We start from the raw sequence: 26,898 nt of genomic DNA on the forward strand, positions 1-26,898 counted from the left end.
TGACTCATAATCAGTAGGTGCCTGGTTCGATTCCAGGTGGGCCCACTTGGAAATCAAGGACTTAGCTTCAAAAGCTAAGTCCTTTTTCTTTTGGTTGCAATAAAAGTTGCAATAGTTTTTTAGCGGAAATCGGCTTGAACAACGCCGAAACAAAACTTTCCTAAGCATCTATTTATTGCAACCAACCTTCCTTTTTGCAGCTGTCATTGACTACTTGCATTCGTTGAAGATCACAAATAGCAGGTTAACGTATTTAGCGAAGAACCAAACCCTCTTGGCATACAAGAGGCCGACGGTTCGAATCTGATATTATAAACTTGATAAACATTGCACAGATAAGACAACTTGAAGCCTACTCAATTTCTATTACGTTTCAACATAATGTTGATGTGCTCATAGATTGTTCGCCCCAATAGGTAAATTCACCTGCCGACTACGGTAACACCTCTTGATGTTCCTATAACCATCTTCATTTATTCCAGCTTTTATATCGAAGGGCCGGGTAGCCCCTTATGATAATTTCTCTTGCAATATGCTTCTCAAGAGCATGGAACGGCAGACACTGGTATGCCCTGTCTTCAAAGTCAAGAGTATCCAAACATCATTCAAAGTACAGTTTAACCTGCCAGTTCGTAGTATTCGATAATTTGTTTTACTGTACCACTATTGCGTAATTAAAAAATGCATGAAATGCCTGTTTTAGGAATTACGGGAATAGAAAAATGAAGCCTTCGGAGAGTACGGAAATACCACCGATTAAATTTTCACCTGCCTCCTATAAACAAAGGTTATTGTTGATCTACTGGCAGGTCATTCCTGAAGGCGAAATCTCAACGTAGTTGGGAATGTAAATGTCTCATCAACTCAGCTAATTTCTGATGTCATGTCCTAAAATAGGTTTACAGCCTAACTGAGCTGTAAAATGAACAAACGACAAAAAGTAGTACGAGAATACTTGCTGGGTGGGTGCACCTACCTGCAACTGGAGAAGAAGTATGGCATCAGTAAAGCCACCATAAATCGGTGTGTGCTCAAGTATCAAGCGCAACAACAGGCTAAACTAAAAGGTGTGGTCTTATCTTCAGATCTCATGAAGCCTAAACTCAATCAACCGCCCACCGCTGAGAAACTCCAAAAACTTTTGGAGCAGGAACAACTACGCAATAAGCTGCTGAATGCCATGCTCGATATTGCCGAGAATGAGCTGCAAGTCCCGATCCGAAAAAAGTTTGGCACCAAGCGGTCGAAAAAGTGAGGCACAACGGAAAGCGACAAAGCCTGTCAGCGTTGTGTGCACTGCTTGGTTATAGTAGGCAGGCATTTTATCAATTCGAAAAAAATAATAGCCAGGCCTGCTTCGAAGCCGAGCTGGTTATTCAGCAAGTGTTGCTCCACCGCTCGCTGCAACCCCGATTAGGCACCAGAAAGTTACTCGTGCTGATGCAGGGTTTTGTCCAGGAACACCAGCTAAAGATGGGTCGAGATGCATTATTTGACTTGCTACGAGAGCATAAGCTATTAGTAAAAAAGCGTCGACGTAAGGTTCAGACTACCTTTTCTAATCACTGGCAGAAGAAGTACCCGAATCTGATACGTGAGTATGTACCCAAGGCGCCCAACTTATTATGGGTGAGCGATATAACTTATATTTTGGTAGGTGATGGCTTTGCTTACTTGAGCTTAGTGACCGATGCTTATAGCCGAAAAATCGTCGGATATTGTGTATCGGAAACGCTGAGTGCGATGGGCAGCCTAAAAGCATTGTCGATGGCCTTGAAATACTGCCCGGACACGAGTGGATTGATTCACCACAGCGACCGGGGCGTGCAGTATTGTTGCCTGGAGTATGTCAATCTTTTAAAGGATAATACCATCCAAATCAGCATGACGCAAAGTGGAGATCCATTGGAAAACGCTATCGCGGAACGGGTGAACGGGATATTGAAACAGGAGCTATTAGCCGATCACTATCCTAACCTGGCTGTAGCCAAAAAAGGGATTGCCCAAGCTGTCCTGATCTATAATTCATTACGCCCCCATAGCAGTTGTGACATGATGACCCCGCAGCAAGCCCATCAGCAGACGGGTGACTTGCGAAGACGCTGGAAGAATTACTACAAGAAAAGGGAAGTAGATCTGAAATCGCCAGCTGATTTTTAGTTGAGATAATGTAAACCAATGGTAGGACTATAAGCATGAACTACTAAATTCAATTCGAAAATGTAAACTTATTTTAGGACGCTACATGAAAATGAGACATTGATTTGTGAGACGACAATTTGAGAACGCTTCTTCAAGGTTTGGTCCAGAATCTTGGCCGTCATCCCATACCTACCAAACCGGACGTTCAATGAGACTGGTGATATATTAAAAAGGCCTACCAATATTTGACCTAGCCCGATTGGACACAGGCAAATTCACTAAAATGCTCGCTGCCGGATAGGATAAAGCCAGCCTATCAAATTCACAAATAACAACCTCTAACATAATAAAGCGCAATGCAGACTTAACCGCCGAATTGGGTATTTTTGCTTATAAGAAGCTTCGCCTAGGGCGAACAGTAACGTTCCTGGATCGGCAAACACTTATATTTTACCGATGAGACGCCAACGAGACACGCCGACAGAACATCCGTTAGATGAAACCTAAGAAAGAGAAATTATGATAAAAAGTAAATTTACTTCAATATGATTGACGAAGATAGGTACACATCAGTCCTGAAATCGAAGTTTGAGAGTTATTCTCCCATTTCCGAACAATCCTGGTCTCATATCCTTGAGATAGTTCGATTTGAAACTCCTAAAAAGAGCGAAATTGTACTGAGAGAAGGTGAAATTTCACGTAAACTTTACTTTATATGTAAGGGTATTTTAAGAGCTTTTTGTGCAGATCTGAACGGGAATATCTATAACAAAAATCTTTTCCTAGAGAATGATTTTGCAGGCTCAAAGGTGTCCGCCATGCAAAAAACACCTTCAACATTTACCTTGGAAGCTTTAGAAGATTCCGTAATTATCAGTATGGAATATCATAAATACCGGGAGTTGATCTTCGACAACGATGACTTGAAGAATTTTTATATTGCCTACCTTGAACGCAACTGGATTATAGAAAAAGAACAAAGGGAAGTGTCGCTGGTATTAGAAAACGCAACGGTCCGTTATTTGAAATTTATCACGCAACATTCTAATGTCGACCAAAGAATTCCACTGCAACATATTGCCTCACATCTCGGCATTACCCCAACTCAGCTAAGCAGGATCAGGAAAGATTTAAAATAAACGAGCCGAATCAACATATGTAAAGGGCGCCGTAAATCCATCAGCCTACCTTTGGCCTATGAATCAATTCTTCCTGGCGATCTTAGCATTTATCGGAGGTGTATTTTTGGCTATTCAGGTAGTCTTTAATGCTCATTTGGGTGAAATATTAAAGAAACCTATTTTAGCTTCGGTTGCCCAATCTGTCAGCAGTACGGCGTTCGCGCTGACTATCGTTTTGCTTACGGTAAAAACTTTACCGAGCCCGGGTACAATAAAACAAGTTCCTCTTTATTTATGGTTTATCGGCGGACTTTTTAGTGTGCTCGGTATTAGTCTATATTATTATATCATTCCCAAGTTAGGCCTCTCAACCATGATTTCTATAGGACTGTCCGGACAGTTGATTTTCGCTGTTGTGGCAGGCCATTACGGTTGGTTAAACTTAGCAAGCGAGCCGTCAACCTTTAGGAAATTAATAGGTGTAACATTTATGCTGGCAGGAATATTACTCATCAAACTGAAATGAAAGAGACGATGAATATCGTAGAAGCCAATATTGATAACCTGCTTTCATTTTGGCAACAAGCAGCTAAGCCGTTTGGATACTGCTTTGAATCGGATAACTTAAATTATTGTTATGTCGAGAATTCAGATTGGCCCAATCGCCTCTGGTTCCGGCAAGAAATAACAGAAGAGAGTGCAGAAGCCGCTAAAGATCAGATCCATTCGAACTCAAAAAATTTGGTGGTTCCCTATTGGGATATAGATAAAAGTGCATCATGTCAGATTTTAGAGCGTGCAGGCTTTACAGAAAGATCTCTGCTGATTGGGATGTCTTTTAAACTACAAGAGCGCTCTAAAAAGCAATTGAACTTAAAATTTGCACGAGTTTTAAGTACAGAACAGGCGAAAGTATGGGCAGAGGTTTATCCGAAAGCCTTCGGCTACCGGATAAGCGAAGAACTTCCCACAAAATCATATAAGGATATAGAATTTTATCTGGCTTCATATCAGGGAGAGCCAGTAGGAACGGCAATGGTTTATCAAACAAACGATGTAATTGGGGTCTACGGGGTAGGTGTTATCCCGGAAAGGAGAAGAATGGGTTTCGCTGAGGAAATTATGGAGTTTGTCTTGAACCGTGCTGCAACCCTCGAAGCCTCTTACATTATCTTACAAGCCTCCGTCATGGGAAAAGGCCTGTATGATAAACTGGGTTTCAAAGAAGACTTCACTATTAAAAATTATATTCTGAATCAGGACATTTAGTTATGAAATGCTCAAAAATTTAAACTGTCGATATGCTACAAAAAGCTTTAATCCGGCAAAAAAAGTAAGCGGACAAGATTTGGAGAAATTGAAAGAAGCAATCCGTCTTTCAGTTTCATCTTACGGAGTACAATTGTATAAAGTTCTCAGTATTGATAACCGGCAACTAAAAGAAAAACTGCGAGTGGTGTCATCAGGCCAGCACCAAATTAAAGACTGTGCTCATTTATTTGTGTTCTGTAATTTTACGGATGTAAAATCAAAACTTATTGATGATTATATTCAATTAAAAGCAGAAGTTCAGGAACCAGACCCGGAAAGTTTAACAGGCTATGCAGAGTTTATGAAAGCTAAACTTTCGGAGAAGCCTGAGGCAGAAAAGATGACTTGGTTAAAGATGCAGCCTTACCTTGCCTTATCAAATCTCCTGATGGCTTGCGCCGAACTCAAAATAGATGCTTGTCCAATGGATGGCTTTGAGCCGAATAAATACAACCACATCTTAGAATTTACCGATAGAGGACTTAATGCAGTTGTGATTGCAGCAGTAGGTTATCGCTCTGGAGAGGATTTAAATCAATCTTCAAAGAAAGTGAGAAAACCGGCTACGTTGCTATTCGAACAGATTTAGTCATTTTCGATCAACAGCACTCTTTTTAATAATTATATAGATACTATATGAAAGAAATCAAAAAAGAAGACATCTCACAGGAAGTATTTAACCTCTATGACGATTATGTGCATAACCGTTTGAACAAAGAGGACTTTACCCGGAAGCTTTCTGAACATGCCGCTGGCGGGATGACTGCTTCCGATCTGTTAAATTTTTTAATGCCTGATTATGATGGAAAGGTTCAGGTTACACCCGGGGATCCACGGATACAATCAGAGTATGTGAGCTATCAGTCTCCAAAAGGAGGTGGAAATATAGAAGCTTTGCTGTCGCTTCCGGTCGATTTAAATAAGAAATTCCGGGGAATTATCGTGGTTCATGAAAATAGGGGGCTTAACCCGCATATCGAGGATGTGGCAAGAAGGGTGGCTCTGGAAGGCTTTATTTCACTTGCACCTGATGCCCTAACTCCGCTTGGGGGCTATCCCGGTAGTAATGACGAAGGCAGGGAAATGCATAGTAAACGTACTACCGAAGAAATGCTCGAAGACTTTATTGCTGCATATCACTATTTGAAAGACCATGAAAAGTGCAATGGGAAAATTGGAGTAGTAGGTTTTTGTTTTGGAGGAACAATAGCTAACTTAATGGCCGTGAAAATCACAGACTTGTCTGCCGCAGTACCTTTCTACGGGGGACAACCACCAGTGGAAGATGTGCCTCATATTAAGGCTCCGCTTCTTTTGCATTATGCAGAATTGGATACCAGTTATAACGCCGGGTGGCCGGCATACGAAGCGGCATTGAAAGCAAGTAATAAAGCGTATACCACTTATATATATCCTCAAACAAATCATGGTTTCCACAATGATACCACGCCCCGTTATGAAAAAGCCGCAGCGGAACTGTCCTGGAAACGTACCATTGAATTTTTTGAAAGGAAATTGAAATAAGAATTATGAATACGAGAGAAAAGATAGAGCAGGCGGTTATAAATTTTGTTAAAGGCGGCGATAATAGGGATACAGTTATATTAGACAAAGTTTTGCATAAGGACTTTAGAGTAACCAATAACGGATTTATGGGAACTTCGGGGGTTACGATAATCGATAGAGAAAAATATCTCTCAAATATCAGAGAAGGCATTTTCGGTGGGCTCCCCAGAAAAATAAAAATTGAAAGTATTGACGAGGGTAGCACTATCGCAAGTGTAAAGCTACGTTTGGAAAGTGCTGAAAACGATTTCTTGTCGTACAACTCGCTGGTGCTTGACGTTGACAACGAATGGAAAATTATAAATAATCTGGCTGTTGTAGAAGCAAAACAATAACGGGTCACTAACAGTTCTGTTTTAGGGGCTGTGACCAGTAAAATAGTGATTTGCGTATTCACGCTGCATGAGGTATGGTAGAATACTCAGGTTAAAAAGCAAAGCTATGCGATGATAAAAGTCGACCCAATAATAGCTGTAAAAGATATCGAAGCCAGCTCTAAATGGTACCAAGAAGTATTTCGATGCAGAAGTAGGCATGGAGGAAATAAATTTGATATCCTGGTGTCTGAAAATGATGATGTTCTAATCTGTCTTCATAAATGGGGAGAACATGGGCACCCTACTATGATAAACCCGGCTATCGCTCCCGGAAACGGTCTTATCCTTTATTTCAGGACTAACAACTTGAACGATATTCGACAGAATGTCGAGAAAATGCGCTATCCTATTGAAGAAGAAATCCAATTAAATCCAAACTCAACCAAAAACGAATTTTCACTTAGAGATCCTGACGGTTACTATTGGACCATTAGTGAATTCCATGAGTATAAAGGTTAATACAATCGAAGTAATTCAATTCTTATAACAAAAGCAATTAAAGCCTTTACTCTACTTTGTGTCGAAACAGATGAAAAATATAGTATTTTAGGATGGTGGCTAGAACCTGAGTCCGACGGATCAGTTGCCCACCAGCACGATGTCAACGACGAAATATTCTATGGATTAGAAGGAACTACGTCGATACTCATTGTAGATAAATGGATTGGAGCTAAAAAGGGAACCTTTCTAAGAATTCCTGCAAAAAGATCCATGATTTTAAAAATCTAAGCGACGAAAAAGCGGGTCTACTGAATTTTTTTACCTGGTGGCTTTGAAAGAAATATGCCGGCTATTGTACAGTGTTTGCAAAAAATAAATAACCTTGAACGCAGAATAAGTAATTTATCCCTCAACGGTAGGCAGTTATGCCTTGTAGTCTTGTATCAAAGCAGTATACCGATACGTCACGCTGTTATTTTACATATTTTCACAAAGGGCAAGAGGTATCGAATATTTCAAAACCAGAATACTCAACCAAGCATAAGATACCTTCAAAATAACCATTCTTCAATGAAGCCTGCTTGGTCAATTTGATCAGTTCAAATATCTTGACTTATTATAAGGTAGGCTTGTAAAAAGTGCATTTCTGCCCATTCAGTAAAGTCACCTGACGAAAAGTGATTTGGTATTAATGGAGTGTTTTTCCTCATTTCTTGAATATTGAAGCGAGTTAAAGAAGTATTAAAAAGCAGTATAGAAATGACAGACCTAAACAACCTTTTAAATAGCATAATTACTATTGATACAAATGCTAAATCGAATTTATTAAAGGCTTTTAAAGCAAAAACTTATTACAAAGGAGAGTTTTTGCTTTAAAGCTGATAAAGTGCGCCAGCATTTCTATTTTATTCAGTCAGGCCCGGTAAAATCAATCATCTACAATGATGATAAGGAATTTATTATGACCTTTTTTAGATATTCCTGCGAAAGTACTCCAGTGTTCCTGGGCAAAAGACGCCATTAATTCCTGAGCAAAGTACGCCACCCAAAAGTGGCTTAATGGCACTGAGCGAGAGTGATAATTTAAACTTACTGATTTTTTCTTTTTCTCAGTGATTTTCCAGTTAAGGCAATTCTATGAGCGGATGCTGAGAGCCGGTCCATGATCGCATCTGCGAGCGTTGGCTCGTCTATGAAGTTGTACCAGTTGTCCACTGGAAGTTGCGAGGTTATGATTGTAGAACCATTGCCGTAGCGGTCTTCCAGTATATCCAGCAGGGCGATCCTAGCATCGTTGGTCAGTTGCTTTAACCCAAAGTCGTCCAGGATCAACAGTTTGTTTGCTGATATCGCCCTGATCCATTTCAGATAGGTGCCGTCAAGCCGGGCTTGCGCCAGGGCGTCCAGGAATTTGTTCATCCCGAAGTACTGGGTCCGTAATCCCAGCAGACAAGCACTACGGCCCAAGGCGCAGGCCAAAAAGCTCTTGCCACAGCCGGTAGCACCCGTTATCAAGATATTCTCTCCCTTTTCGATGAACATTCCGTCTGACAGCCTCAGAACTTGTTCCCTTATAATCCCTCTGTCGGGTGTGCACAGGATGTCTTCCGGCAGGGCATTGTAGCGGAGTTTGCTGGCCTTCAGGTATTTTGAGGTTTTTGCATGTTGCCGATATTCGACTTCGGCTTGTGTGATGACGCCAACCAGGGAGTGTACATCGACCAGTTCGTGGACAGGTAATGAGAGAACGGCCTCATAGCGTTTTGCCATGCCGGCCAGTTTGAGCAACCTTAATAGGTCCAGGGTGTTTTGTGTATTCATTTTGAACAGGTTATAGTGATAATAATTATTCTTGATAGGCTTCGGGCCCTCTTAGATTAGGGTGCTCAGGGATACGGTATTCCTTACTTTCCAGGTCCTGGATCAGGTCCATATTATGGTCCAGGATGTTTTTTACAGCGATGTAACTGAACTTATAACCCGTTAAAGCGCGCTTACAGGCATTTTCCATCCGGACGGCCCCATAGGATTTGATCAGTCTTAACAGGCCTAGACAGGAAGTATAGGACTGGTCGATGATTAGTTTGCTATCCATGACCTTTTTGAAGAACTCGTAGGTGCAGGGACCGTTCTCGCTGGCTTTTCTCAGGTAGTATTCCGGGTCCCAGCCCTGTTGCCTGGACACAACCTGATGTGCCTGCGGCATATGCTCTTTCAAAGTGGTATATCCATGGCTCCGATAATTCCTGCTGTGCAAGGCAATCCGCTGGTTATCATGGTAAATCTCAACAGTGTCTTCGCAATAAGCAATCCGCACCTCTTTGCCAATGTAGCGGAACGGGACGCTATAAAAGTGCCAGTCTTCACCGATGACCACATGATAGTTCTTTTGGACTTTGGCTTTGGTGTAGTGCCGGACTTGATAGGGTGATTCCGGTAAAGGTTGAAGCTGCGGGGCTTCCTGGGCAGTAAATAATTCCAGGCGGCTGAACGTCTTTTTCTGGAAGTTCATCTGGTGATGCAATGCCAGCTTCTCTTTAATGGCTGCATTGAGGCTAGCCAAATTATGGAAGGTGTCGTTACGTAAGTGGGCGTAAATACGGCGGTAGGTGATTTTAACAAAATTCTCCACGGCCGCCTTGTCCTTGGGTTTATGTGGGCGGGCAGCGTAAAGGGCAATATGGTTGTGGCTGGCCCATTGTTCCAGCATATCAGTAAAGGTGGGCTCGTAACGCGAGCTACGCGATACCCACTGTTTCATATTATCGGATTTGGCCCCTAATGGTACACCGCCAAAATAGGCCAATGCGTTGTTCAATGCCTTCACGACCTGGGCTAGTTTCATGTTCGGCAAGGCTTCTACATATCCGTATCCGCTAGAAGGCAATACAGCCACGAAGACAGGGCATGCGATCAGCTCACCGCTTGAAGTATCCACAAAATATAGAGGGTCGCCAGCAAAATCCACCTGCATCATCTTTGCCGGATGGTGCTCAAAATGCATGGAGGCCTGGGCAATTTTGAGATGTTCCTGTAAAAGTTTGCAGAACCTAGAGTACTGAAGGCCCCCTGGATTTTCCCTGATATATTCCTCCCACAGAAGTAACCGGGTAACACCGGTATCTTTCAATTCATGCGCAAAATAGTCGATCTGACCATAGAACTGGGCTTTCCTGGGGTCAGTATCCTCTGGTATGCTAGCACGCTCAACGTTGATCAGGCGTTCCAGTTCTTGGTCTTTGACAAGCAGAAGCTGTTGAAACCCAAGGCCCGTTTGCAGGAATTTCTGCTGGTAAAGCCCAATGGTCTTCCTTGATATTTTTACTTCTTTTTCGATGTTGCGAATCGATACCCCTCGCTCCAGGAAAATAAGTATCTGTCGTAATTTATGCATGCTCAGGAGTCTATTGGCCATTCCATAAGGGGTTAGGTAACACCTAAACAATATGGTAATGGGCGGTTAAACTCTCTGCTCAGTGGCGTACTTTGCCAAGGAATAAGTGGCGTACTTTCACGAGGAATCTATGCTTTTACAGGTTTTTCAACCAGAAATCCATACATAAACTCCTGTCAAAATCCGACACTTTTCAGCAAACCAGTGGCGTCCTTTGCGCAGGAATAAATGGCGTCATTTCAGAGGAATCGTGGAGTACTTTGGAGAGGAATATCCACTTTTTTAAAGAAAATATCATTTTTACAGAGTTCAGCAGTTACATCACTCAAAAACCATCGAAATACATGCTTATTGCCTTAGAAAATACCGAAATATTGCAAATTCATAGAGACGATGTGCTTACTCCTTGTAAAAAACATCATTCTATTGAAGCGCTTTTTAGTAAACTGTTCTCTTTCGGAACTTTAGGGATGATGAAAAGAATAAGTGAGATGCTGGAAGAAAATGCCAGGGAACGCTATAATATATTCGTTACCGAAAGTAATGGCTTGCTTCAAAGAATACGTCTTGGAGACATTGCAAACTATCTTGGAATAACGCAGGTGTCTCTGAGCAGAATTCGGAGTGGAAAATGATTTTTTATCATTTGTAAAAATATAATAAAATTATTCTTGGTAAAATTGCGTCATTATGCAGATACTATAAAAATGGCGCAGGCAGAAGCAAAGCAATCATCAAAACTAAAAAACAATTCAAAGAGGAGTCTGGTAGCATACTGGATAATTACAGGGCTCATATCATTGGTATTCCCTAATGAAGGAATTAATGATATTTTGAAGCAAACCCTTATTTCGCTTTATTAATAAAAATGGGATATCCGGGCTACGTTTCCGTTATTCTAGGTGTTTGGAAAACACTCGGGGTTGTTGTATTGCTAATCCCAGGATTTAATTTATTAAAAGAATGGACATTACCTGGGTTTTATTCTTAGCCTGGACTAGCTATTATCTGTTTGGACAAGATATAAAGTCGAGTTTACTCATTTATATTCAACAAATGCTCGGGATTTCGATTGCCATCGTCATTATTTGTTATGGAAACTATCTTGAGCGGAAGTTCGGCCCATTATTGTTTCATTGTTCCGTAACAGTCATCATGGTTGGGGTATATTTTACTTGTCAAAATTTTCTGCCTCTATAACTTATTATATTTATTTCGATACTCGAAAGGCGTTAATCCGGCTATTTTGAGAAACAGCTCCCTGAAGGCATTAGTATCCGTATAACCCACCTCAAACATCACTTCGTTTACTGTTTTTCGACCCGCCTCAAGTAGCTTTTTTGCAACTTCGATCTTTACCCTTTGAATATATTCAATAATTGCATTGTTAGTTGCCTTTCTAAATCTTCTTTCAAAAGTCCGTCTACCGATATTAACCAAACTTGACAATACTTCCACGGTCATTTTTTCACCATAATTCAATTCTATGAATTCTTGAACGGTAAGAACCTCTTTATCCTTATGTTCCTTTTGTCCGTTGAAAATGGCATACTGCGACTGACTATTTCTGCTTATATCTAAGGCGAAATATTTTGAAGCCCATACCGCTGTTGCTTTGTCAGTATATTTCTCAACAAGATGCAAAAGCAAGTTCCAATAAGACGTAGAACCACCACTCGTATAAATTCCATTTTGCTCGGTGAGTATTTTGTATTCAACAAGTTTAACGTTAGGAAAATACGCTCTGAATTCATTCGCATAATGCCAGTGCGTAGCACAATAATTTTCCTTCAACAACCCAGTGGAAGCCAACAGAAAAGACCCTGTACAGAGGCTTGCGATTTCGGAACCCTTCAAATAATTGCTGATAATCCAGGGGTTAAATCTTAAATTAAAAGTTAAAAGAGGGATAATTTCTTCATCGATTGAGGGGATTAAAATCAAATCAGGTCGAGCTATATCTCCTATCATGGCATCGGTTTTTATCACATATTGGCCACCTCCCAAACTTACTTCCCTGGTGAGGCCAACTAATTTAACATTAAACATCGCTTGCTTGCCCTGCTGTCGGAGATGCTCGTTTACCCTTGAAAACATCTGTCTTGCATCTTCCACAGAGGATATCAGAGCTTTATGAGGAATAATAAGCGAGATCTCTTTCACATAGCAAATATATCAATTTTGTCGCAATCGCCATGTTAGTTTGACGTAATTGCATGGCCCCCAGGATTTTTCTGTATCTACCTTTGTAGAGTAAAACAACAATTATATGATAACGATCAATCCTTATGTAAACTTTAGGGGCAACACAGAAGAAGCGATGCTCTTTTACAAATCAATTTTCGGTAGTGATTTCACTCTCATCCAAAGATTTAAAGATATGCCCGGAGGAGACAAAATCTCTGAAGAAGACCAGCAAAAGATAATGCATATGTCTCTTCCGATGGGTACTACCACACATCTATTAGCATCAGACGTGTTGGAATCTATGGGGCAGACAATGGATATGGGTACGAATATCACCCTTACTGTAGTTACGGAATCTGAGAAAGAGGCGGATAAGTTTTTCAACGGACTATCTCAGGAAGGCCAGGTAACCATGGCAATGAATAAAGCTTTCTGGGGTGATTATGTCGGTATGCTCACTGATAAATTTGGTATTCAATGGATGATAACTCATAGCCCTAACAAATAAAAGCAAGTGAAAAAAGTCAAAGTATATTATTGGATTTGCACCGGCATTTTAATTCCTGCCTTAGGCATTGGTTCGGTGTACGGGATTGTATCACACCCTGCTTCTCTTAAGCAATTAACAGATATCGACTTTCCGACCTATCTGGCTCCCTTTCTAGGGGTGGCCCGTCTCCTTGGACTTATTGCTGTGGTTAACCCCAAATATCCCCGGCTGAAAGAATGGGCCTATGCAGGTTTGACATTTGATATCATAGGTGCGATTTATTCTCAAATTGCTACAGAACAACCTTTTACTGATTTACTTTTTCCCTTGTTGGCGATTTTCTTGCTAAGTGGCTCTTATCTATTATACCATAAGAAATTACAATATACAAGGGGTATTCGGTCTGCTTGAATGTTCTGACAAATTTGGTTGTGGTTTGGAATACGGTATATACTCAGGAAGTACTTAAAAAACATCAGGCGGATGGCCATACGGTCGATGAAAATGATCGCCCGGCGACCCGGTTTGAGCATCTTTCTCCGGCCAGGTTTGCACATATTAACCGGTTAGGCAGATATACTTTTCAAAAAGTAGGGCAATTTAAGGATAACGGCTTACGCCCGTTGAGAACGTAAATCACTTAACGCTATTTTTTGTCCATTTACTAAAAGAACCCCTGTTAGATGTCACTGTTCCGATGAAGGTAAGCAAGGATGGGTAGATTTGAAAGACAATCTCACAAACCCACCAATCCTGATACTGTATTTTATGACCGTATTAGCTCGCACAATGAATCAGATTTCGGACGTTAAATGAGACAAGCTGATTGAGTTAGCGCATCATGGTCTAAACCCTTCCGTGCATCAAACAAACTCCTAGCCAGAGAAAAACTATTAACCAGGTGACCCGAGTTTTGCTGCGCTTCGACCAGTTCCTAATTGCGAGATAGAGAATTGCTTCAACTGCCAGAGATGCTGCACCGGCTAGCATATAATATCGAAGTGGTAGTCTTTCAGTTGGGACATTGCCTTTGACCAAAACACAAAATATAGAGAACAAGAAACTTCCGATGATCATAAACCGCCATAAGTCTTTTTGGATGGCGTTACGAATAGTCTCATTCATGAGATCTAGAATAACAAATACCGATGCTTATTACTGCTAATATCAAAGAAAGCTTTTTGGCATTGAAAATGCAATAGCATTAGCCGATGTTGTGGTAGTGTATCATAAAACCCTCGAACGTGAGATAGCTCCCTTAGTCATTTAGTTTAAAAGCTCGCCAAATCAGTCATTTTGAGTGCCAATCCTTTTTGAGTCATTTATTCTTCATCATTTTTCCATGGTTATTGATGTAAACAAATTACTTTACGGATTATCATAAAATAGTCTCTTGCATGGAAGAGTTTTCATCGATACTTGATCACATTGCTCCCCACATAAGACTTAATGAGGCGGAGAAGGAGTTGTTTCTGTCGGTACTCAGGATTAATAAAGTGAAGCGAAAACAATTTGTAGAGCAACCTGGCTTTGTATCAAGATATCGCACCTTTGTAGTGAGCGGGTCACTCAGAGCTTTTTTTATTGGTATTGATGGACAGGAACATACCATCTCACTAGCCGTGGAAGGGGCAATGATCGGAGATCCAGGAAGTTTTTTATACAAAGAACCTGCGACGTTATTTGTAGAAGCGATTGAGGATAGTACGCTCATCCAGTGGAGTTATGAGAGTGAACAATTATTGTTGAAAGAAATACCGCACTTCGCCCTTACGATGATGCAAAGGGCCCAGCAGATAGCAGTTGCAATACAGCGGCGGGTCATATCACAGTTAAGCTTGTCAGCAGAAGAACGATATGCAGAATTTGCTAAGAATAACCCGGAGCTCGTGCAACGGATTCCGCTTTACATTATCGCGTCTTATTTAGGCATGACTCGGGAATTTTTGTCTAAAATCCGAAATCAAAAAATTGCGACAAAAAAGTGAACAACCTGTATGTGAACTAATTCACACACATTTGGTATTCTACTTCACATTTTCTTTCGATAGTCAAACTTAGTTTTGTGTGGTTCAATTAGGCCATTAAAAACTGAGAAAACATGATTGACTACGCAAATGAATTTGAAGGGAAAAAAGTGCTTATAACAGGCGGTTCGCGCGGAATTGGAGCTGCCACTGCCCAGCGCTTACTGGACGGAGGTGCTACCGTAGCAGTTTCTGCACGCTCGCGCCACGAGCAGACTCCGACCAATGCAAGCTTTATTCAGGGTGACGTGAGCACGCTGGCTGGCGCAACTGCCGTTGCAGAAGAAGCCTTGGAAACCCTTGGCGGGCTAGATATTCTTGTCAATAACGTGGGAGCGACTACGCCTATACTTCCTGGAATTGAGTCCATATCAGACGAAGAGTGGATTGAGTCCCTATTGATCAACTTTATGAGTGCTGTACGGGTAACAAAACCTTTATTACCTGCTCTTCGTCGAAGCCGCTCGGGGGCTATTGTAAATATATCAGCAGGCGGCCTGCTTCCTTTTCATGGTTTCCTTGCCCATTATGGAGCAGCAAAAGCAGCCCTCGACAGCTACACCGGGTCTTCGGCCGGGGAACTTGCACCAGCCGGTGTACGGGTAAACTTAGTTACTCCAGGTGCGATCGCAACCGAAGGGGGAGATGATGGACGCAAGCTGCTAGCCACCGGAATGGGCATCACAGTTGAACAACTATTTGGAGGAATCCCACTGCGCAGAATTGGTACAGCCCAGGAAATAGCTGAAACAATTGCTTTTCTCGTTTCAGACCGCGCTTCCTATATTACCGGACACGACCATTTTGTTACCGGTGGTTTTGGTGATCTGGCTTAACTGGCGGCACTGATGAGTTCCTAACATTGATTCACTTAGATTATGATAAATAAACAGCTGAATGTTATTGTGCGATTTGAGTTAAAAGAGGAAGAACTTGAAACACTGGTTTCCCAGATCCGCGATTTCTTCGAGAAAGAAGTAAGCCGCTTTCCAGGTTTCATTTCAGCCAAAATTCACCAAAATCAGGAAAGGACGGTTTTAATCAATTATGCCACTTGGGACTCTTCTGAGAGTTTTCAAAAGTTTGTGATGGAGCTGGCAAGTGTTTCCCCCATTGCTAAAAAGATTCAAGCTTTTAATCCAAAACAGGATATGGTTTTTGAAATCTTATTGTAAGCGTTGATACAATTTAAGACGGGATGAGACAAATGTTTCGTCCTGTCTTATGAATTGACTCAAAAGCCTTATTCCTGAGTCACTTGTCCTTTACACGTTAGGCAGTTCTCATAAAATCTTCGAACGTGAGACACTTGTCCCCTTCCCTTCCTGGTTTAAAAAGTCGCACCGATCGGACGTTTTATGAGACAGAAAAAGTAGAAGCCTGGGGAACTGACTTTTCCAAATTCCCTAACATATATGTGAGGATTGTTTTGCCAATCACCTGTGGCAAGGAAACAGTCTGTTAAACCGGGCAGCTGCGCCTTCTGCTTGATTGTATCAGCACGGCGTTGCTGGCTTTAATTTCCAATTTTGTCAACCGGCGTTTCCCGTCCATCGCGCCAATGCATTTTTAACCCAGACGTTTTATCATCGGGACCCTTTATGAATTGGAAATGAACCTGTTCATTGAGCGTAAACCAATCTTGCATAATTGGATTAAGGGAGGTAATTTCATTGCCCCGGCCCGTGTTTTTACACCATAGCTTACTATTTTTCACATAGACCAACAAGCCATCATAATTACCCGAAAATTTAGCTAATGCACTCGCGGCAACAACAAATTGCTGCTGGCGGGCTTTCAGCTCGTGGACGGCCCATTGCAGCTTTCTTTTCTGAATGTCACTTGACGTTTGTTTCATCGCCGTGGTTAAGATCAGCTCCTGGGCTTTTTCCAATGCACCGCCGGACTGCGTAGGAATATTAGGTAATACACCGATGCCCTCCCAATTGGTTTTGGAATACGGGTTGATGGACTGTGCGAAGGGTAGATTAATCAAAAAACCCTGGCCGAGTTGAAATGGCCTTGCCGGATGCGCTCCACCTCCTGTAGTATCACCTACGATCAGCGCTCGTTTGGCTTGCTGCATACTGTAACTGAAGTCTTCGGCCGCCGAAAAGGTGCTGTGGCTGGTCAGGATATAAACCGGCATGGATAAGTACAAGCCATCTGCCTTGGCCGGATCCGCCCAATATACAAATGTAGAATCCCTGACCCGGTTTTCGATGGTCGTAAAAGGCGTTCGAGCAGAAAAGAAATAGCTGCCCAGTTGGCTCACCATGTCCGGACTACCCCCTCCATTGTAACGCATATCAATAATCAGTGCCCGTGTCTGGGAAAGGAAACGTAAGGCCGAGACAAAAGATGGCCGTGCCCGTTCGGTAAATGAGGTAAAGCTGTAAACCGGCACATAACCAATGTTACCGTCCAGAATTTCTACTTTATTCAAACCGAAATTTTCGTCCACTGCATCGATCAGAGCGAGTGAGTCCTCGATTCTTCTCCTGTTCGGATCAATCTCCGTTAACTCCTTGGCAAAATCCGGATCATAGCGCACGAACATATGACCGTCCGCGTACACTGATTGCAGATCCTGGCCCAATTGAGCGGCTAGCTTGTTTGGATTTGTGATTGTATCGTACCGGCCCTGTTTGAATTTTGTCTGCAATTGTTTGCCCATCAAGGCTGCTTTATCAGGGAAAATATAAAACCTAGTTAAAGCACGCTCCACACTATCAATAAGTTTTTTAGTGAGAGGCTGACTCATTAACGGAGGATCAGTGGAACGCTGGGCAAGACCTGATGTGCTTACGCATAGTAAGGAAATAATTAGCCATAGAGCCACTCGAATAAGTGTCATAACAGATTATTAGTATAGGTTGAACAATGCTATTTGGGAAGATCGGTCAGAGCATTTTGCTCCAACTTATTGCAGGACAATCAATCGATTATCCACATAGCCATTAGGGATTGTTCAAATCTAATACCACAATTTAAAACCCGTTTATTTGCACTCAGAAGGATGTGTGCTGAAATTTCTTGTTCAATTTCGGACATTTGAAACAATGATCGCCCACAACTACAAAGTGGGATGAATGATTGTGCAACTTCTATAGTTACAAAGTGCGACTAAGATCAAAGACTTGTTATCAAAACCATAGAATAATTGTCTCATGAAACCCTCGAACGTTAGACAGGCAGGTTTAACCGCTGTCGGTGCATCATCGCCACAGATACCCGACGTTGTATGAAGATGAAACGCAGTTAATACTTAACAATATGGAGATTTACTTATGCAGGCCCCGAACTAATACATTTCGAGATTAGCGGACCGCTCTTGAAGCAAAAGTTATTCTTCATTCGACCATTACCTGCTTTTAGACATACAGTGAGCTGCGTCACATCTATGTCAAAAAAATTATAAATCTTGTCCCCGTTCTGAATTGCCGATCGTCATAGAGGCATAAACAACAAAATCTTATCAAAAATGAAAGAATTCGCATTAATCTTCCGAAACAGCCTCAACCCAGCAGTACAGCCTTCACCCGAACAGATGCAGCAGGTGTTGACCGAATGGATGAATTGGTTGGGTGGCATAGCTGCACAGAACAAGCTGGTAGATCGGGGCAACCGGCTCTCGATATCTCAAAGCAAAACCGTCAGACCTGATAATGTAGTGACGGATGGACCTTATACCGAACTAAAAGAGTTTATCAATGGGTATTCGATTATAAAAGCGACCGACCTCGATGAGGCTGTCGCAATGGCAAAAGGATGCCCAGCATTAACAATCGGTGGCAACGTCGAAGTAAGAGCCCTAGTGGCGTCCGAGGATACCAATTAAATCTAAAAGCGTACTTAACTGCTTCAAGTGAAAAAGCTATTCATTTATACACTGGCACTTGGTTTATTGCATGCGGGCAACAGTTTTGGCCAGACCATAGGTGCAAATTCAAAAGTTGAAAAGGGTGGTGATGAGAGATCCCTTGAAATCATCAACAAATTTCTCCACATCATTTTTATAGAGAACAATAAGGGCGCGGGTCTTTCAGATCTTCTTGACCGTGATTTTGTTTTTGATAACCCGTTCTCAACAGCAAGGGGAGCAAATGACTTCATAACGAAGGTGCAAATGTTCATCAGTACAAAGAAGACATATAAGATCGAGCGCCAGTTTGTTAATGGTGATGCTGTCTGCTCAGTTTACTCGTTTGATGTAGTGACAACAAGTGCTTCCACCGAAAATTTTGAGGTTACCGCCTATGCCGAGTTACGTAATGGGAAAATTGTAAAAGAAAGAGAGTATTTTTCTGATCCTTTGAGATTTGCCAAAGCGATGGGTTTCCTTGATAACTACTTAAAAGCATATCAGTAAGAAATGGGATGGACGAAAGCGTGAGCCACAATTTGTTGCCACATTTATTTAGATTGGAATATACCAAGCTGACGGCGGTAATATGTCGTCAGTTTGGTTTTAAGTACATTGAAATCGCCGAAGACATTGCAAGCGATACCTTCCTGAAAGCCTACGAAACTTGGATGATCAATGGGATACCAGAGAACCCTACCGCGTGGCTTTATGTTGTGGCTAAAAATAAAACCAAAGATCACTTTAAGCGCTTAGCAATTTTCGAAAATCAGGTCCAAGACATAGTTATGTCTGATGAATCTGTCGCACAGGAAGAACTGGCGCTTGATGAGAAGACAATCTCTGATAGTCAACTGGCGATGATTTTTTCTGTCTGTAACCCAGCTAATTCAACCGAAGGACAAATTTGTTTGGCCCTTCAGGTCCTGTGCGGTTTCAGTGTTGAAGAGATAGCCAATGCTTTTCTTACAAAACAAGAGACTATAAAAAAACGATTGCTCCGAGCAAGAGCGAGTCTGCGAACCGATAATTTTCGGATTGAGCCATTGAATAAAGATGAAGTCACATCCCGGTTAGATACAGTATTAAAGACTTTATACCTGCTGTTCAACGAAGGTTATTTTTCGAAAAACAAAAGTCAGTTCATCCGGGAGGAGCTTTGCTCAGAAGCCATCAGGCTCACGTTGATCTTAGCTGAAAACCCGGACACCAATCTGCCCCAAACAAATGCACTACTTTCTTTAATGTGTTTTCAAAGTTCGAGACTGGAAGCGCGGGTGGACAAAGATGGAGCAGCTGTGTTGTTTGATGAACAAAACAAAGACTTATGGGACAAAGCATTGACCGAAAAAGGGAATTATTACCTGGTCAACGCATTCAAAGGAGGTCATATTTCCAAGTATCATTTGGAAGCCAGCATCGCCTATTGGCACACCACACCGAATGATGAGAACAAGTGGAAATATATCCTTCAGCTCTACAATGAGCTTATATTAATCGAGTATTCTCCCGTGACAGCGTTAAACAGGGCCTTTGCATACGCAAAGGTTTACGGTCACGATAAAGCAATTCGGGAAGTTGAAAAACTGAGTTTAATAGATAATGGTTTTTATCACGGGCTGTTGGGCTACTTGTACGCCAGTATAGACATCGAAATAGCGCTCAATCACTACAAGCAGGCTGTTGCCTTGACTAAATCAAAAACCGACAAACAAGTGTTGCAAAGGAAAATCGAACGACTAAGATTTAGAAATGACGTCTGAGGATACCGGCCCCGCTCTAGAAGGGAAGAAAAATTGGAGGCGCTGAGAGTACATAAAAACCACCGTATTTTTTTGAAGACGATTCGGAAATATTACCAAACCTACCTCATATCCAAAGATAATATTTTGGTTCTCTTATTCGAGAACCAATTTAAAATGATTAGCTTTGGATTCAAGAATTAACTTAGGTTGGAAAATCACAGAAGTAAAATAGAAGATTATGGGGTTGTCATGGAAGGCATGGGATTAAGTCCTGTAGCAGCCCGTGTATTTGTGTATTTGTTATTTAGTCAACAAGATCAGGCTACGTTTGAAGATATGGTTAGCTATTTTAAAGTAAGTAAAAGTGCTATTTCGAACGCGTTAAAGTTCTTGTTGGCAGTTAATATGATTGAGTCAAAAACAGTTGGCGGGCAGCGCAAACGCTATTTTCACATCAATTTTAAGAAAATGCTCGATCAGCAGGAGATGACTTCTAGATTCAAAAACTATTGCCTTATGCTTGATGACATCCGCGCCAGCAGGGGCCTTGAAGACGAGTTTGCCCAAGAATTGAACAATGTTTCTAGCTTGTACAAAATGATGATTGTTGAATTTCCGATTATCCTTGAACGATGGAGACAAATTAAAATGCACAACAACAAAGCAGTTTAAATTTACCTAACTAGTTCTTTTTATCAAGAACTAAAAAAACCAATTCACTTTATTTAAATTTAAATTGATCACTCATGAAAATTGCCTTGTTGACCTTAGGAACTCGTGGTGATGTTCAGCCTTATGCCGTATTGGGAGAAGCTCTTCAACGGCGGGGACACCAGGTGGTATTATCAACTGCCAGAAATTTTGAATCATTGGCCAGATCGTACAAATTGGACTTTGTGCCGGTCGATGCTGATTTTCAAGCCCTCCTCGACTCTGAGGAAGGGAAGCAAATGATGAGAAATCCGATTCTTGCACAAAGAAACTTTGGTCGTTGGGTGCATCCCATGATCCAGAGTGCGCTGGACACTTTTTATAAAGTTTCCCTACAGAGTGATAAGATTTTATTCCATGGCAAAACCCTTGCTGGATTCTTTGCGGATCAGTTTCCAAACAAAATGATCCGTGCAAACGTCATTCCTGCTTTTGAGCCGACAGCAGAATTCGTTAATCCTGTTTTGAGCGGTGTTGGCCTACCGTCGATGCTCAATAAATTCAGCTATAAATTGACTGAATTTAGCTACCGGATGATGCATAAACCCGTCCTGAAATTTCGGCAGGAAAATGGGCTGTCTTCGCTAACAGAAGATTATAAAGAACTTCCATCTATTTATGGTGTAAGCCACCATTTGTTAAAAGAGCCTGGCGACTATCCTGCTAATAGCCATTTCACAGGATTCTGGTATGGTGAATCTCCTGCTACACTTAGCCCTGACGTGATGAAATTTCTACAAGAAGGTTCTCCGCCCTTGCTAGTGACCTTTGGCAGTATGCCATTGGCAACTAAGCTGAACATGCAGCAAGCAATGATTCAGCTCGCTGAAAAGCTAAACACACGCATAATCATAGTTAAAGGATGGGGGTTTGAAAATACAGGCGATTTAAAGGAATATAAATCCATTAAGATCATCGAGTCGGCTCCATATGAAAAATTACTCCCTCGTGTAAAAGCAGTGATTCACCACGGTGGAATTGGTACGATGGCGGAATGTCTTCGTGCAGGAAAACCATTTTTGACTTGTCCGGTGCTTTACCCCATGGGGGACCAGCATTTTTGGGGACAATTAGCTTTTCAAAAAGGCTGCGCGCTTAAACCAATACCTTTAAAAAAATTAACACAGGACCAGTTGATTACTGCCGGATATGAACTGCTGACTAAACCAAATCTTTATAATAACAGCCGGCGGATGGCTGATTTGCTGCACACTGAGAATGGAATTGATAATGCTATCGAACTGATTGAAAAGCCAATTCTCTCCACATAACTCCCAGGTTTTATGGAGTGCGTTAAAGGAAGGAATATCAGAGTCGAAGCAATGAATAGTGACGTCATTAATAGGCAAATGAATAAGCTACCTTGGACAAAATATGTGTTTAGCCTCTGGATAGTTGCGATCTTGGCTGCTATAACAGCAAAATATATAACAAATAGCTTGTCCATATTGTTGCCATTGCAATCGGGTTATATCTGATTTCAATAAGAACCTTGGCCAAATTAAGAGGCTATCAGTGAATAATTTAAGCCATTCCAGAATGTAAACAAATCATTGCTTTTCAGATTATCAATTGTTCTAACATTCTAAGTAAGACTCCCTAATCTTCACATCTGGGCATCTAGCTATTAATCTTCCTTACATTTATACATAATACTCGTTAGAGTGTTCTGATAAAAATCAACATTGTCTTCTCCATAGTTCTTTTTACAAGTGTTTGGGCAATTTGAATTGGCTTTCAGTCGTGAGTAACTGCTGCCCTCTAAATTCTGAAAAATTAATCCCTGCATTTAGCTTGAAAAACCGGCTGAAATGAGCCATACTAGTAAATCCTAGCTCACAGGCAATCTCCTTTGCCGATTTATTGGTGAAATAGAGATAACGCTTGGCCTCTGAAATGATTCGTCTCTGGATAAGCTTGGAGGGAGAAGGATAATTGCATAATCCAAAGATATTGGTAAGTGTCTTGGGCGACTTGTTCATGGCCTGGGCATAAAACTGCACCTCGTGCTGTGAGCGGTAATTGGCTTCGACCAGCAAATTGAACATGCGGATTACATCCATTTTCTCTTCTGTGAAGCAGTCGTAATTTTCTGTTTGCCTTTTGGCGATCCGTGTGACTTTGATGATCAGCCGCTTCAAAAGCGTACGCAGCATCTCGCCCTGCATCTTGTCTTTGACTGACATATCTTCCACACACATGGTTTGGATGATTGAAATCCCTTTCATTTCCTGTTCTGACAGAGCAATAAAAAGCGGATTTTGAATGCCGTAAAACAGAAAACCCACACAACCCACTTCGGCGTCGTGGTCGGCAATACAGTAAAAACTCCTGTTAAACTGCCAGGCGATCAAAGGCTGTGGATTATTGAATAAGAAGTGCTGGTTTGAGACAAGCGGAAGGATTGAGCCGGAGGGAAATGTATGGGTGATTTTATCAATCACAACCTGCTGGTCCGAGCCAGTATTCAGGACAATCGTAGATAGTACTTCCTTGCTCCCATTGAGAAGCCCATCGCCTTTAAGCGATCCTTCACCAACGCTGACTTTAAACTGGCCGTATGTCATCCGGTCTTCAAATTGCCATTTCATATATTTTTCGGTTTAAAACATAAGCCATGCATTTACCCCTTATCAAAGATAAATGTATGGACTTTGATTTGCGTCATTTACTTGATGGTGACTTTGATAAAGTCAGAAATAGCAGGAAGCGTCGTGTAAGGATTTGGGTTTGGTACTGCTGCAATGGGTTTACTTTCCGCCAGCGGGGTTACCGCCAGATTAAACTGGGTAAGGCCACCTCCCGGGAATTGGTCTAGCGCAGTTCCGTTGTCGTATAATTTGATACTTGAAGAAATATCCCCTTTCTGGGCCGGATCCACACCGTTATCCACACTGGTAAAAAACCAGTCATTCGAAAACCCGTACATGGTGGCAATCGCCAGGCGGTCTCCACTTGCAACCGAAAGCTCCTTGGAAACACTGCTGCCTGGCGCGCCGTTGATCATTGGAAGAAGCACCGTGGTAGTAGGTGCCGCCAGGATATAGACGCTTTTAACGCCCGTTTTGTTTCCAAAAATGCAGCAAGGTCTGTGGCATTCCCCTGTTGAGCCAGCCTTTTAAGTCCTTCTCCCCTGTCGTTTTCCCCAACCTTGAAAATCGGGTTGTCGATTCAATTGTAAACTACTACCAGTATTGGTGAGAGTGGTGTAAAAATGCTGGTTTTTGATTTAATATAAGTACTTAAAGGCATATTATCTCCCATTTCAGCAATCGAGGTCAAACCATTAGCCGTCGGCATACCTTCTGAGTACAATGGTGACGCGCTTAACAAATTACCCCCAACAATATAGGAAACCGATCACACGCCCGGGCTGAAAGGCGTTTCGTTGGCCGTTCCAGATGTGTTTTAATCGTCAAGGCACCGCAAATCCAGGCTACTTCCTCACTTTTGGATTTCCATTGTATAACTGGCCAAGTACAATTTTATATGTACCTGGCCAGCATTTAACGAGGTTACTTTGTTCCCTCTTTCTTATCCTTCATCTTCATCTTATTCATCTTCATTTTGCCAATTTTCCCGTCCATGTAAACACACTGGCCTTCCTTGAGCATTTGGGTATTGCCATCCTTCATCTTAACCATTCCATCCGTCATGACCATTGTCCCGTTTGCTAATGTCATTTCTTCTGCCATTGCCATTGTTTCACCACCCTTCATGACCATCATTTTTCCGTCGTGCATCATCACGCAATCCTTGGTTGATGCTTCCATCTTATCCATCTTGTCCATTTTTTTGTCTTTTTCCTGAGCGTAAACACTGAAGGAGAATAGAAATGCGGCCATTAAAACAAGTAATTTTTTCATCGCAGTATTTGGTTAAAAGTTGAAAATGCTGTTGGTAATCAGCAGGTATACAGTAAATTTTAAATAAGTATGCCAGCCTTGATGGATGCTTGAAGACGACCGTAATGGTAATCTGATCCTATTTGTGTTTTACCTGCTTACCACTGCCGAGCCTTTTGGCCTAACGGTGTTAGGAACTGGTATTTGAACCGGTTCCATTTCTTCTGTTACCATTCCGTCAGCAGCAATTTTCAAAGAATGTAAAAAGTTGAAGTTGCCAATGCTAAAGTCCGCATTGGTATGTTGATTAACTATAAACAACTTGTCCTCTGCTGAAGAAAAAACAATGGAGAAATCCTGACTTGTTTTAAACGCTGCACCTCCTGGTCCCGGATAGATAGGCCCCGAGTTTTTTAGCTCGAACGTTTGCATAGACGAAGGAGCCGTGGGATTTGAAGTGTTGTATACTTGTACGGTATTATCGCCTGAGTTAAGAACGTACATGCGATCGCCAGCTTTGTTGGTACGGATCCAGCACGCGGCTTTTCCGGCAGCTACTGATGTTTGAAGGGTTAGAGCACCAGTGACGCCATCAATTGAATACACATTCACCATTCCCTGTAACGGGTTACCCACATACAATACGGATCCTGATGGATGCTGCCATAATCCCAATGCTGTGCCGTTCATGCCTGGTACCACGTAAGGCGAGCCCGCTACCGGGGTTAAGGAACCCGAACCACTGATTGTAAAGGTGCGTAAGGTGCCAACAGGGGGCATTAACATGAAACCAAGAAAGTCGGTACCGAATAAAAATTTGCCATCACGGGAAACCAGGGCATTGGAAGGAGAGGTACCTGCTGTCGTTTCAAATTTCGCACCTGGAACAGGCGTCAATTTTCCCGCACCATCGATTGTAAAAGTAGAATAGTTCGGGAGCTGCGGAGTAGCGTGCAAAGGGTCTTGACTCTTGTTGAGAACAAATACAAAATTGCCTGAAATATCTAACGCAACCGGTGTTTGCCCATTGGATGGAAAGGGTGATCCGGGAACATGCTCAAGTGCTCCATCGGCTTTTATGCTAAACACAGCAATCGTATTGCTGCCCGAATTTACAGCCATAAGGAATTTCCCATCTGCGGATACCCTTAATTCATAATCAGAATCAAGTGGACCTAATATTTGCATAGGGTTACCAACGCCCGAGCCTTTGGTAAGAAAAGGACTGCCCATCAAGGGTTCCAATGACCCATCGCTCTTAACCTTATAGGCAAGTACTGCATTTTGGTTGTCTTCAAAGTTATTGGTTTGAACATAAAGAATGTCAGCAGAAGCATTAGGTGTACCATGGTCATTGCAGGAACAGATGGACATGCAAAGCAAAATCAAAACAAGTACGTTTTTCATAAAGTAAATAGTTTAGTGATAATGAAGCTGATTGTTTATACTACATTTAAAATGATATGAGAAATAGTCAAAATACCGTACTATTTGACTTTGAAGTCAATTAGGCCAACGATTGTTAATTTACTCACTGTGAATAATTTAACTTAGGAATGGCAGGAAAGTACATGAGCTTTCCATCTTTCACAGTGAACTAAAAGATAAGATTATTTGAGGGGGATAATTCCGAAGGGTAGAATATGAGTGCCAATAGCCCTTACTATAACTCTGAT

The 26,898-nt window shown here is 41.8% G+C and carries 31 protein-coding genes; 23 read left to right on the plus strand and 8 right to left on the minus strand.

What is annotated here, in order from left to right; translation table 11 throughout:
- The first annotated feature begins 922 nt into the window (after positions 1-922).
- From FHS68_RS25825 to FHS68_RS25865, 9 genes are all read left to right on the plus strand, one after another.
- A complete protein-coding gene (locus FHS68_RS25825; protein ID WP_167277067.1) occupies positions 923-1,255 on the plus strand; it encodes a helix-turn-helix domain-containing protein in 333 nt (110 codons plus the stop codon).
- Positions 1,252-2,160, plus strand: coding sequence for an IS3 family transposase (locus FHS68_RS25830; RefSeq protein WP_167277070.1), 909 nt, complete (start codon positions 1,252-1,254; stop codon positions 2,158-2,160). Before FHS68_RS25825 ends, FHS68_RS25830 begins: the two co-directional genes overlap by 4 nt.
- 527 nt (positions 2,161-2,687) lie before the next feature.
- On the plus strand, positions 2,688-3,281 hold the full coding sequence (locus FHS68_RS25835) for a Crp/Fnr family transcriptional regulator (RefSeq protein WP_167277073.1): 594 nt from the start codon (positions 2,688-2,690) through the stop codon (positions 3,279-3,281).
- Between the two features lie 58 nt (positions 3,282-3,339).
- Entirely contained in the window at positions 3,340-3,789 is a 450-nt protein-coding gene (locus FHS68_RS25840) for a DMT family transporter (protein ID WP_167277076.1), read from the plus strand.
- On the plus strand, positions 3,786-4,532 hold the full coding sequence (locus FHS68_RS25845) for a GNAT family N-acetyltransferase (RefSeq protein WP_167277080.1): 747 nt from the start codon (positions 3,786-3,788) through the stop codon (positions 4,530-4,532). Before FHS68_RS25840 ends, FHS68_RS25845 begins: the two co-directional genes overlap by 4 nt.
- A gap of 7 nt (positions 4,533-4,539) precedes the next feature.
- Positions 4,540-5,163 carry an NAD(P)H-dependent oxidoreductase gene (locus FHS68_RS25850; protein WP_167277083.1) on the plus strand — a complete coding sequence of 208 codons (624 nt, stop codon included), beginning with the start codon at positions 4,540-4,542 and terminating at the stop codon, positions 5,161-5,163.
- 47 nt (positions 5,164-5,210) lie between these two features.
- Positions 5,211-6,098 (plus strand): dienelactone hydrolase family protein, encoded by an 888-nt coding sequence (locus FHS68_RS25855; RefSeq protein WP_167277086.1) that lies wholly within the window; start codon positions 5,211-5,213, stop codon positions 6,096-6,098.
- A 5-nt stretch (positions 6,099-6,103) separates the two neighbouring features.
- Positions 6,104-6,475: a nuclear transport factor 2 family protein gene (locus tag FHS68_RS25860; protein ID WP_167277089.1), complete on the plus strand. Its 372-nt coding sequence runs from the start codon at positions 6,104-6,106 to the stop codon at positions 6,473-6,475.
- Positions 6,476-6,586: 111 nt separating this feature from the next.
- Positions 6,587-6,976 carry a VOC family protein gene (locus FHS68_RS25865; RefSeq protein WP_167277092.1) on the plus strand — a complete coding sequence of 130 codons (390 nt, stop codon included), beginning with the start codon at positions 6,587-6,589 and terminating at the stop codon, positions 6,974-6,976.
- Positions 6,977-8,047: 1,071 nt separating this feature from the next.
- On the opposite strand, the gene istB is transcribed toward FHS68_RS25865, so the two are convergent.
- A complete protein-coding gene (istB, locus tag FHS68_RS25870; RefSeq protein WP_167277094.1) occupies positions 8,048-8,779 on the minus strand; it encodes an IS21-like element helper ATPase IstB in 732 nt (243 codons plus the stop codon).
- 25 nt (positions 8,780-8,804) lie between these two features.
- Entirely contained in the window at positions 8,805-10,373 is a 1,569-nt protein-coding gene (gene istA, locus FHS68_RS25875; protein ID WP_208408461.1) for an IS21 family transposase, read from the minus strand.
- A gap of 323 nt (positions 10,374-10,696) precedes the next feature.
- On the opposite strand from istA, the gene FHS68_RS25880 reads away from it, so the two are divergent.
- From FHS68_RS25880 to FHS68_RS26895, 3 genes are all read left to right on the plus strand, one after another.
- Positions 10,697-10,987 (plus strand): Crp/Fnr family transcriptional regulator, encoded by a 291-nt coding sequence (locus FHS68_RS25880; protein WP_167277097.1) that lies wholly within the window; start codon positions 10,697-10,699, stop codon positions 10,985-10,987.
- A gap of 233 nt (positions 10,988-11,220) precedes the next feature.
- Positions 11,221-11,343 (plus strand): hypothetical protein, encoded by a 123-nt coding sequence (locus tag FHS68_RS26890; RefSeq protein ID WP_167277100.1) that lies wholly within the window; start codon positions 11,221-11,223, stop codon positions 11,341-11,343.
- The gene (locus FHS68_RS26895; protein ID WP_167277103.1) at positions 11,316-11,552 is read left to right on the plus strand and encodes a DUF1097 family protein; all 237 of its coding nucleotides are present in this window, start codon (positions 11,316-11,318) and stop codon (positions 11,550-11,552) included. Before FHS68_RS26890 ends, FHS68_RS26895 begins: the two co-directional genes overlap by 28 nt.
- On the opposite strand, the gene FHS68_RS25895 is transcribed toward FHS68_RS26895, so the two are convergent.
- A complete protein-coding gene (locus tag FHS68_RS25895) occupies positions 11,547-12,515 on the minus strand; it encodes a GlxA family transcriptional regulator (RefSeq protein ID WP_167277106.1) in 969 nt (322 codons plus the stop codon). The genes FHS68_RS26895 and FHS68_RS25895 overlap by 6 nt on opposite strands.
- A 106-nt stretch (positions 12,516-12,621) precedes the next feature.
- Here FHS68_RS25895 and FHS68_RS25900 point away from each other — a divergent pair, with 106 nt between their 5' ends.
- The 6 genes from FHS68_RS25900 (at position 12,622) to FHS68_RS25925 (ending at position 16,231) form a co-directional block, all read left to right on the plus strand.
- The gene (locus FHS68_RS25900) at positions 12,622-13,047 is read left to right on the plus strand and encodes a VOC family protein (protein ID WP_167277108.1); all 426 of its coding nucleotides are present in this window, start codon (positions 12,622-12,624) and stop codon (positions 13,045-13,047) included.
- 6 nt (positions 13,048-13,053) lie between these two features.
- Entirely contained in the window at positions 13,054-13,440 is a 387-nt protein-coding gene (locus tag FHS68_RS25905) for a DoxX family protein (protein ID WP_167277111.1), read from the plus strand.
- Positions 13,437-13,664, plus strand: coding sequence for a Tn3 family transposase (locus tag FHS68_RS25910; protein WP_167277114.1), 228 nt, complete (start codon positions 13,437-13,439; stop codon positions 13,662-13,664). Before FHS68_RS25905 ends, FHS68_RS25910 begins: the two co-directional genes overlap by 4 nt.
- A 762-nt stretch (positions 13,665-14,426) precedes the next feature.
- A complete protein-coding gene (locus FHS68_RS25915) occupies positions 14,427-15,017 on the plus strand; it encodes a Crp/Fnr family transcriptional regulator (RefSeq protein ID WP_167277117.1) in 591 nt (196 codons plus the stop codon).
- A gap of 113 nt (positions 15,018-15,130) precedes the next feature.
- The gene (locus FHS68_RS25920) at positions 15,131-15,892 is read left to right on the plus strand and encodes an oxidoreductase (protein WP_167277120.1); all 762 of its coding nucleotides are present in this window, start codon (positions 15,131-15,133) and stop codon (positions 15,890-15,892) included.
- 42 nt (positions 15,893-15,934) lie between these two features.
- Positions 15,935-16,231 (plus strand): antibiotic biosynthesis monooxygenase, encoded by a 297-nt coding sequence (locus FHS68_RS25925; protein ID WP_167277123.1) that lies wholly within the window; start codon positions 15,935-15,937, stop codon positions 16,229-16,231.
- 341 nt (positions 16,232-16,572) lie between these two features.
- On the opposite strand, the gene FHS68_RS25930 is transcribed toward FHS68_RS25925, so the two are convergent.
- Entirely contained in the window at positions 16,573-17,820 is a 1,248-nt protein-coding gene (locus tag FHS68_RS25930; RefSeq protein ID WP_167277126.1) for a S41 family peptidase, read from the minus strand.
- A gap of 720 nt (positions 17,821-18,540) precedes the next feature.
- Between FHS68_RS25930 and FHS68_RS25935 the strand changes: the two genes are divergently transcribed.
- From FHS68_RS25935 to FHS68_RS25955, 5 genes are all read left to right on the plus strand, one after another.
- Positions 18,541-18,897, plus strand: coding sequence for a YciI family protein (locus FHS68_RS25935; protein WP_167277129.1), 357 nt, complete (start codon positions 18,541-18,543; stop codon positions 18,895-18,897).
- A gap of 27 nt (positions 18,898-18,924) precedes the next feature.
- Positions 18,925-19,428 (plus strand): nuclear transport factor 2 family protein, encoded by a 504-nt coding sequence (locus FHS68_RS25940; protein ID WP_167277131.1) that lies wholly within the window; start codon positions 18,925-18,927, stop codon positions 19,426-19,428.
- Positions 19,429-19,436: 8 nt separating this feature from the next.
- Entirely contained in the window at positions 19,437-20,684 is a 1,248-nt protein-coding gene (locus FHS68_RS25945) for an RNA polymerase sigma factor (protein WP_208408463.1), read from the plus strand.
- A 189-nt stretch (positions 20,685-20,873) separates the two neighbouring features.
- Positions 20,874-21,338, plus strand: coding sequence for a GbsR/MarR family transcriptional regulator (locus FHS68_RS25950; RefSeq protein ID WP_167277134.1), 465 nt, complete (start codon positions 20,874-20,876; stop codon positions 21,336-21,338).
- 74 nt (positions 21,339-21,412) lie between these two features.
- A complete protein-coding gene (locus FHS68_RS25955) occupies positions 21,413-22,648 on the plus strand; it encodes a glycosyltransferase (protein WP_167277137.1) in 1,236 nt (411 codons plus the stop codon).
- A gap of 435 nt (positions 22,649-23,083) precedes the next feature.
- On the opposite strand, the gene FHS68_RS25960 is transcribed toward FHS68_RS25955, so the two are convergent.
- The 4 genes from FHS68_RS25960 to FHS68_RS25975 all read right to left on the minus strand — a co-directional run bounded on the left by FHS68_RS25960 (position 23,084) and on the right by FHS68_RS25975 (position 26,629).
- Positions 23,084-23,968 carry a helix-turn-helix domain-containing protein gene (locus FHS68_RS25960; RefSeq protein ID WP_167277140.1) on the minus strand — a complete coding sequence of 295 codons (885 nt, stop codon included), beginning with the start codon at positions 23,966-23,968 and terminating at the stop codon, positions 23,084-23,086.
- A gap of 77 nt (positions 23,969-24,045) precedes the next feature.
- Positions 24,046-24,384, minus strand: coding sequence for a spondin domain-containing protein (locus FHS68_RS25965; protein ID WP_167277143.1), 339 nt, complete (start codon positions 24,382-24,384; stop codon positions 24,046-24,048).
- Positions 24,385-24,892: 508 nt separating this feature from the next.
- Positions 24,893-25,243: a DUF6799 domain-containing protein gene (locus FHS68_RS25970; protein WP_167277145.1), complete on the minus strand. Its 351-nt coding sequence runs from the start codon at positions 25,241-25,243 to the stop codon at positions 24,893-24,895.
- 129 nt (positions 25,244-25,372) lie between these two features.
- Positions 25,373-26,629: a beta-propeller fold lactonase family protein gene (locus tag FHS68_RS25975; RefSeq protein ID WP_167277148.1), complete on the minus strand. Its 1,257-nt coding sequence runs from the start codon at positions 26,627-26,629 to the stop codon at positions 25,373-25,375.
- Positions 26,630-26,898 lie beyond the last annotated feature (269 nt).

Origin of the sequence: Dyadobacter arcticus, assembly GCF_011762185.1 — a bacterium.
GTDB lineage: Bacteria > Bacteroidota > Bacteroidia > Cytophagales > Spirosomataceae > Dyadobacter > Dyadobacter arcticus.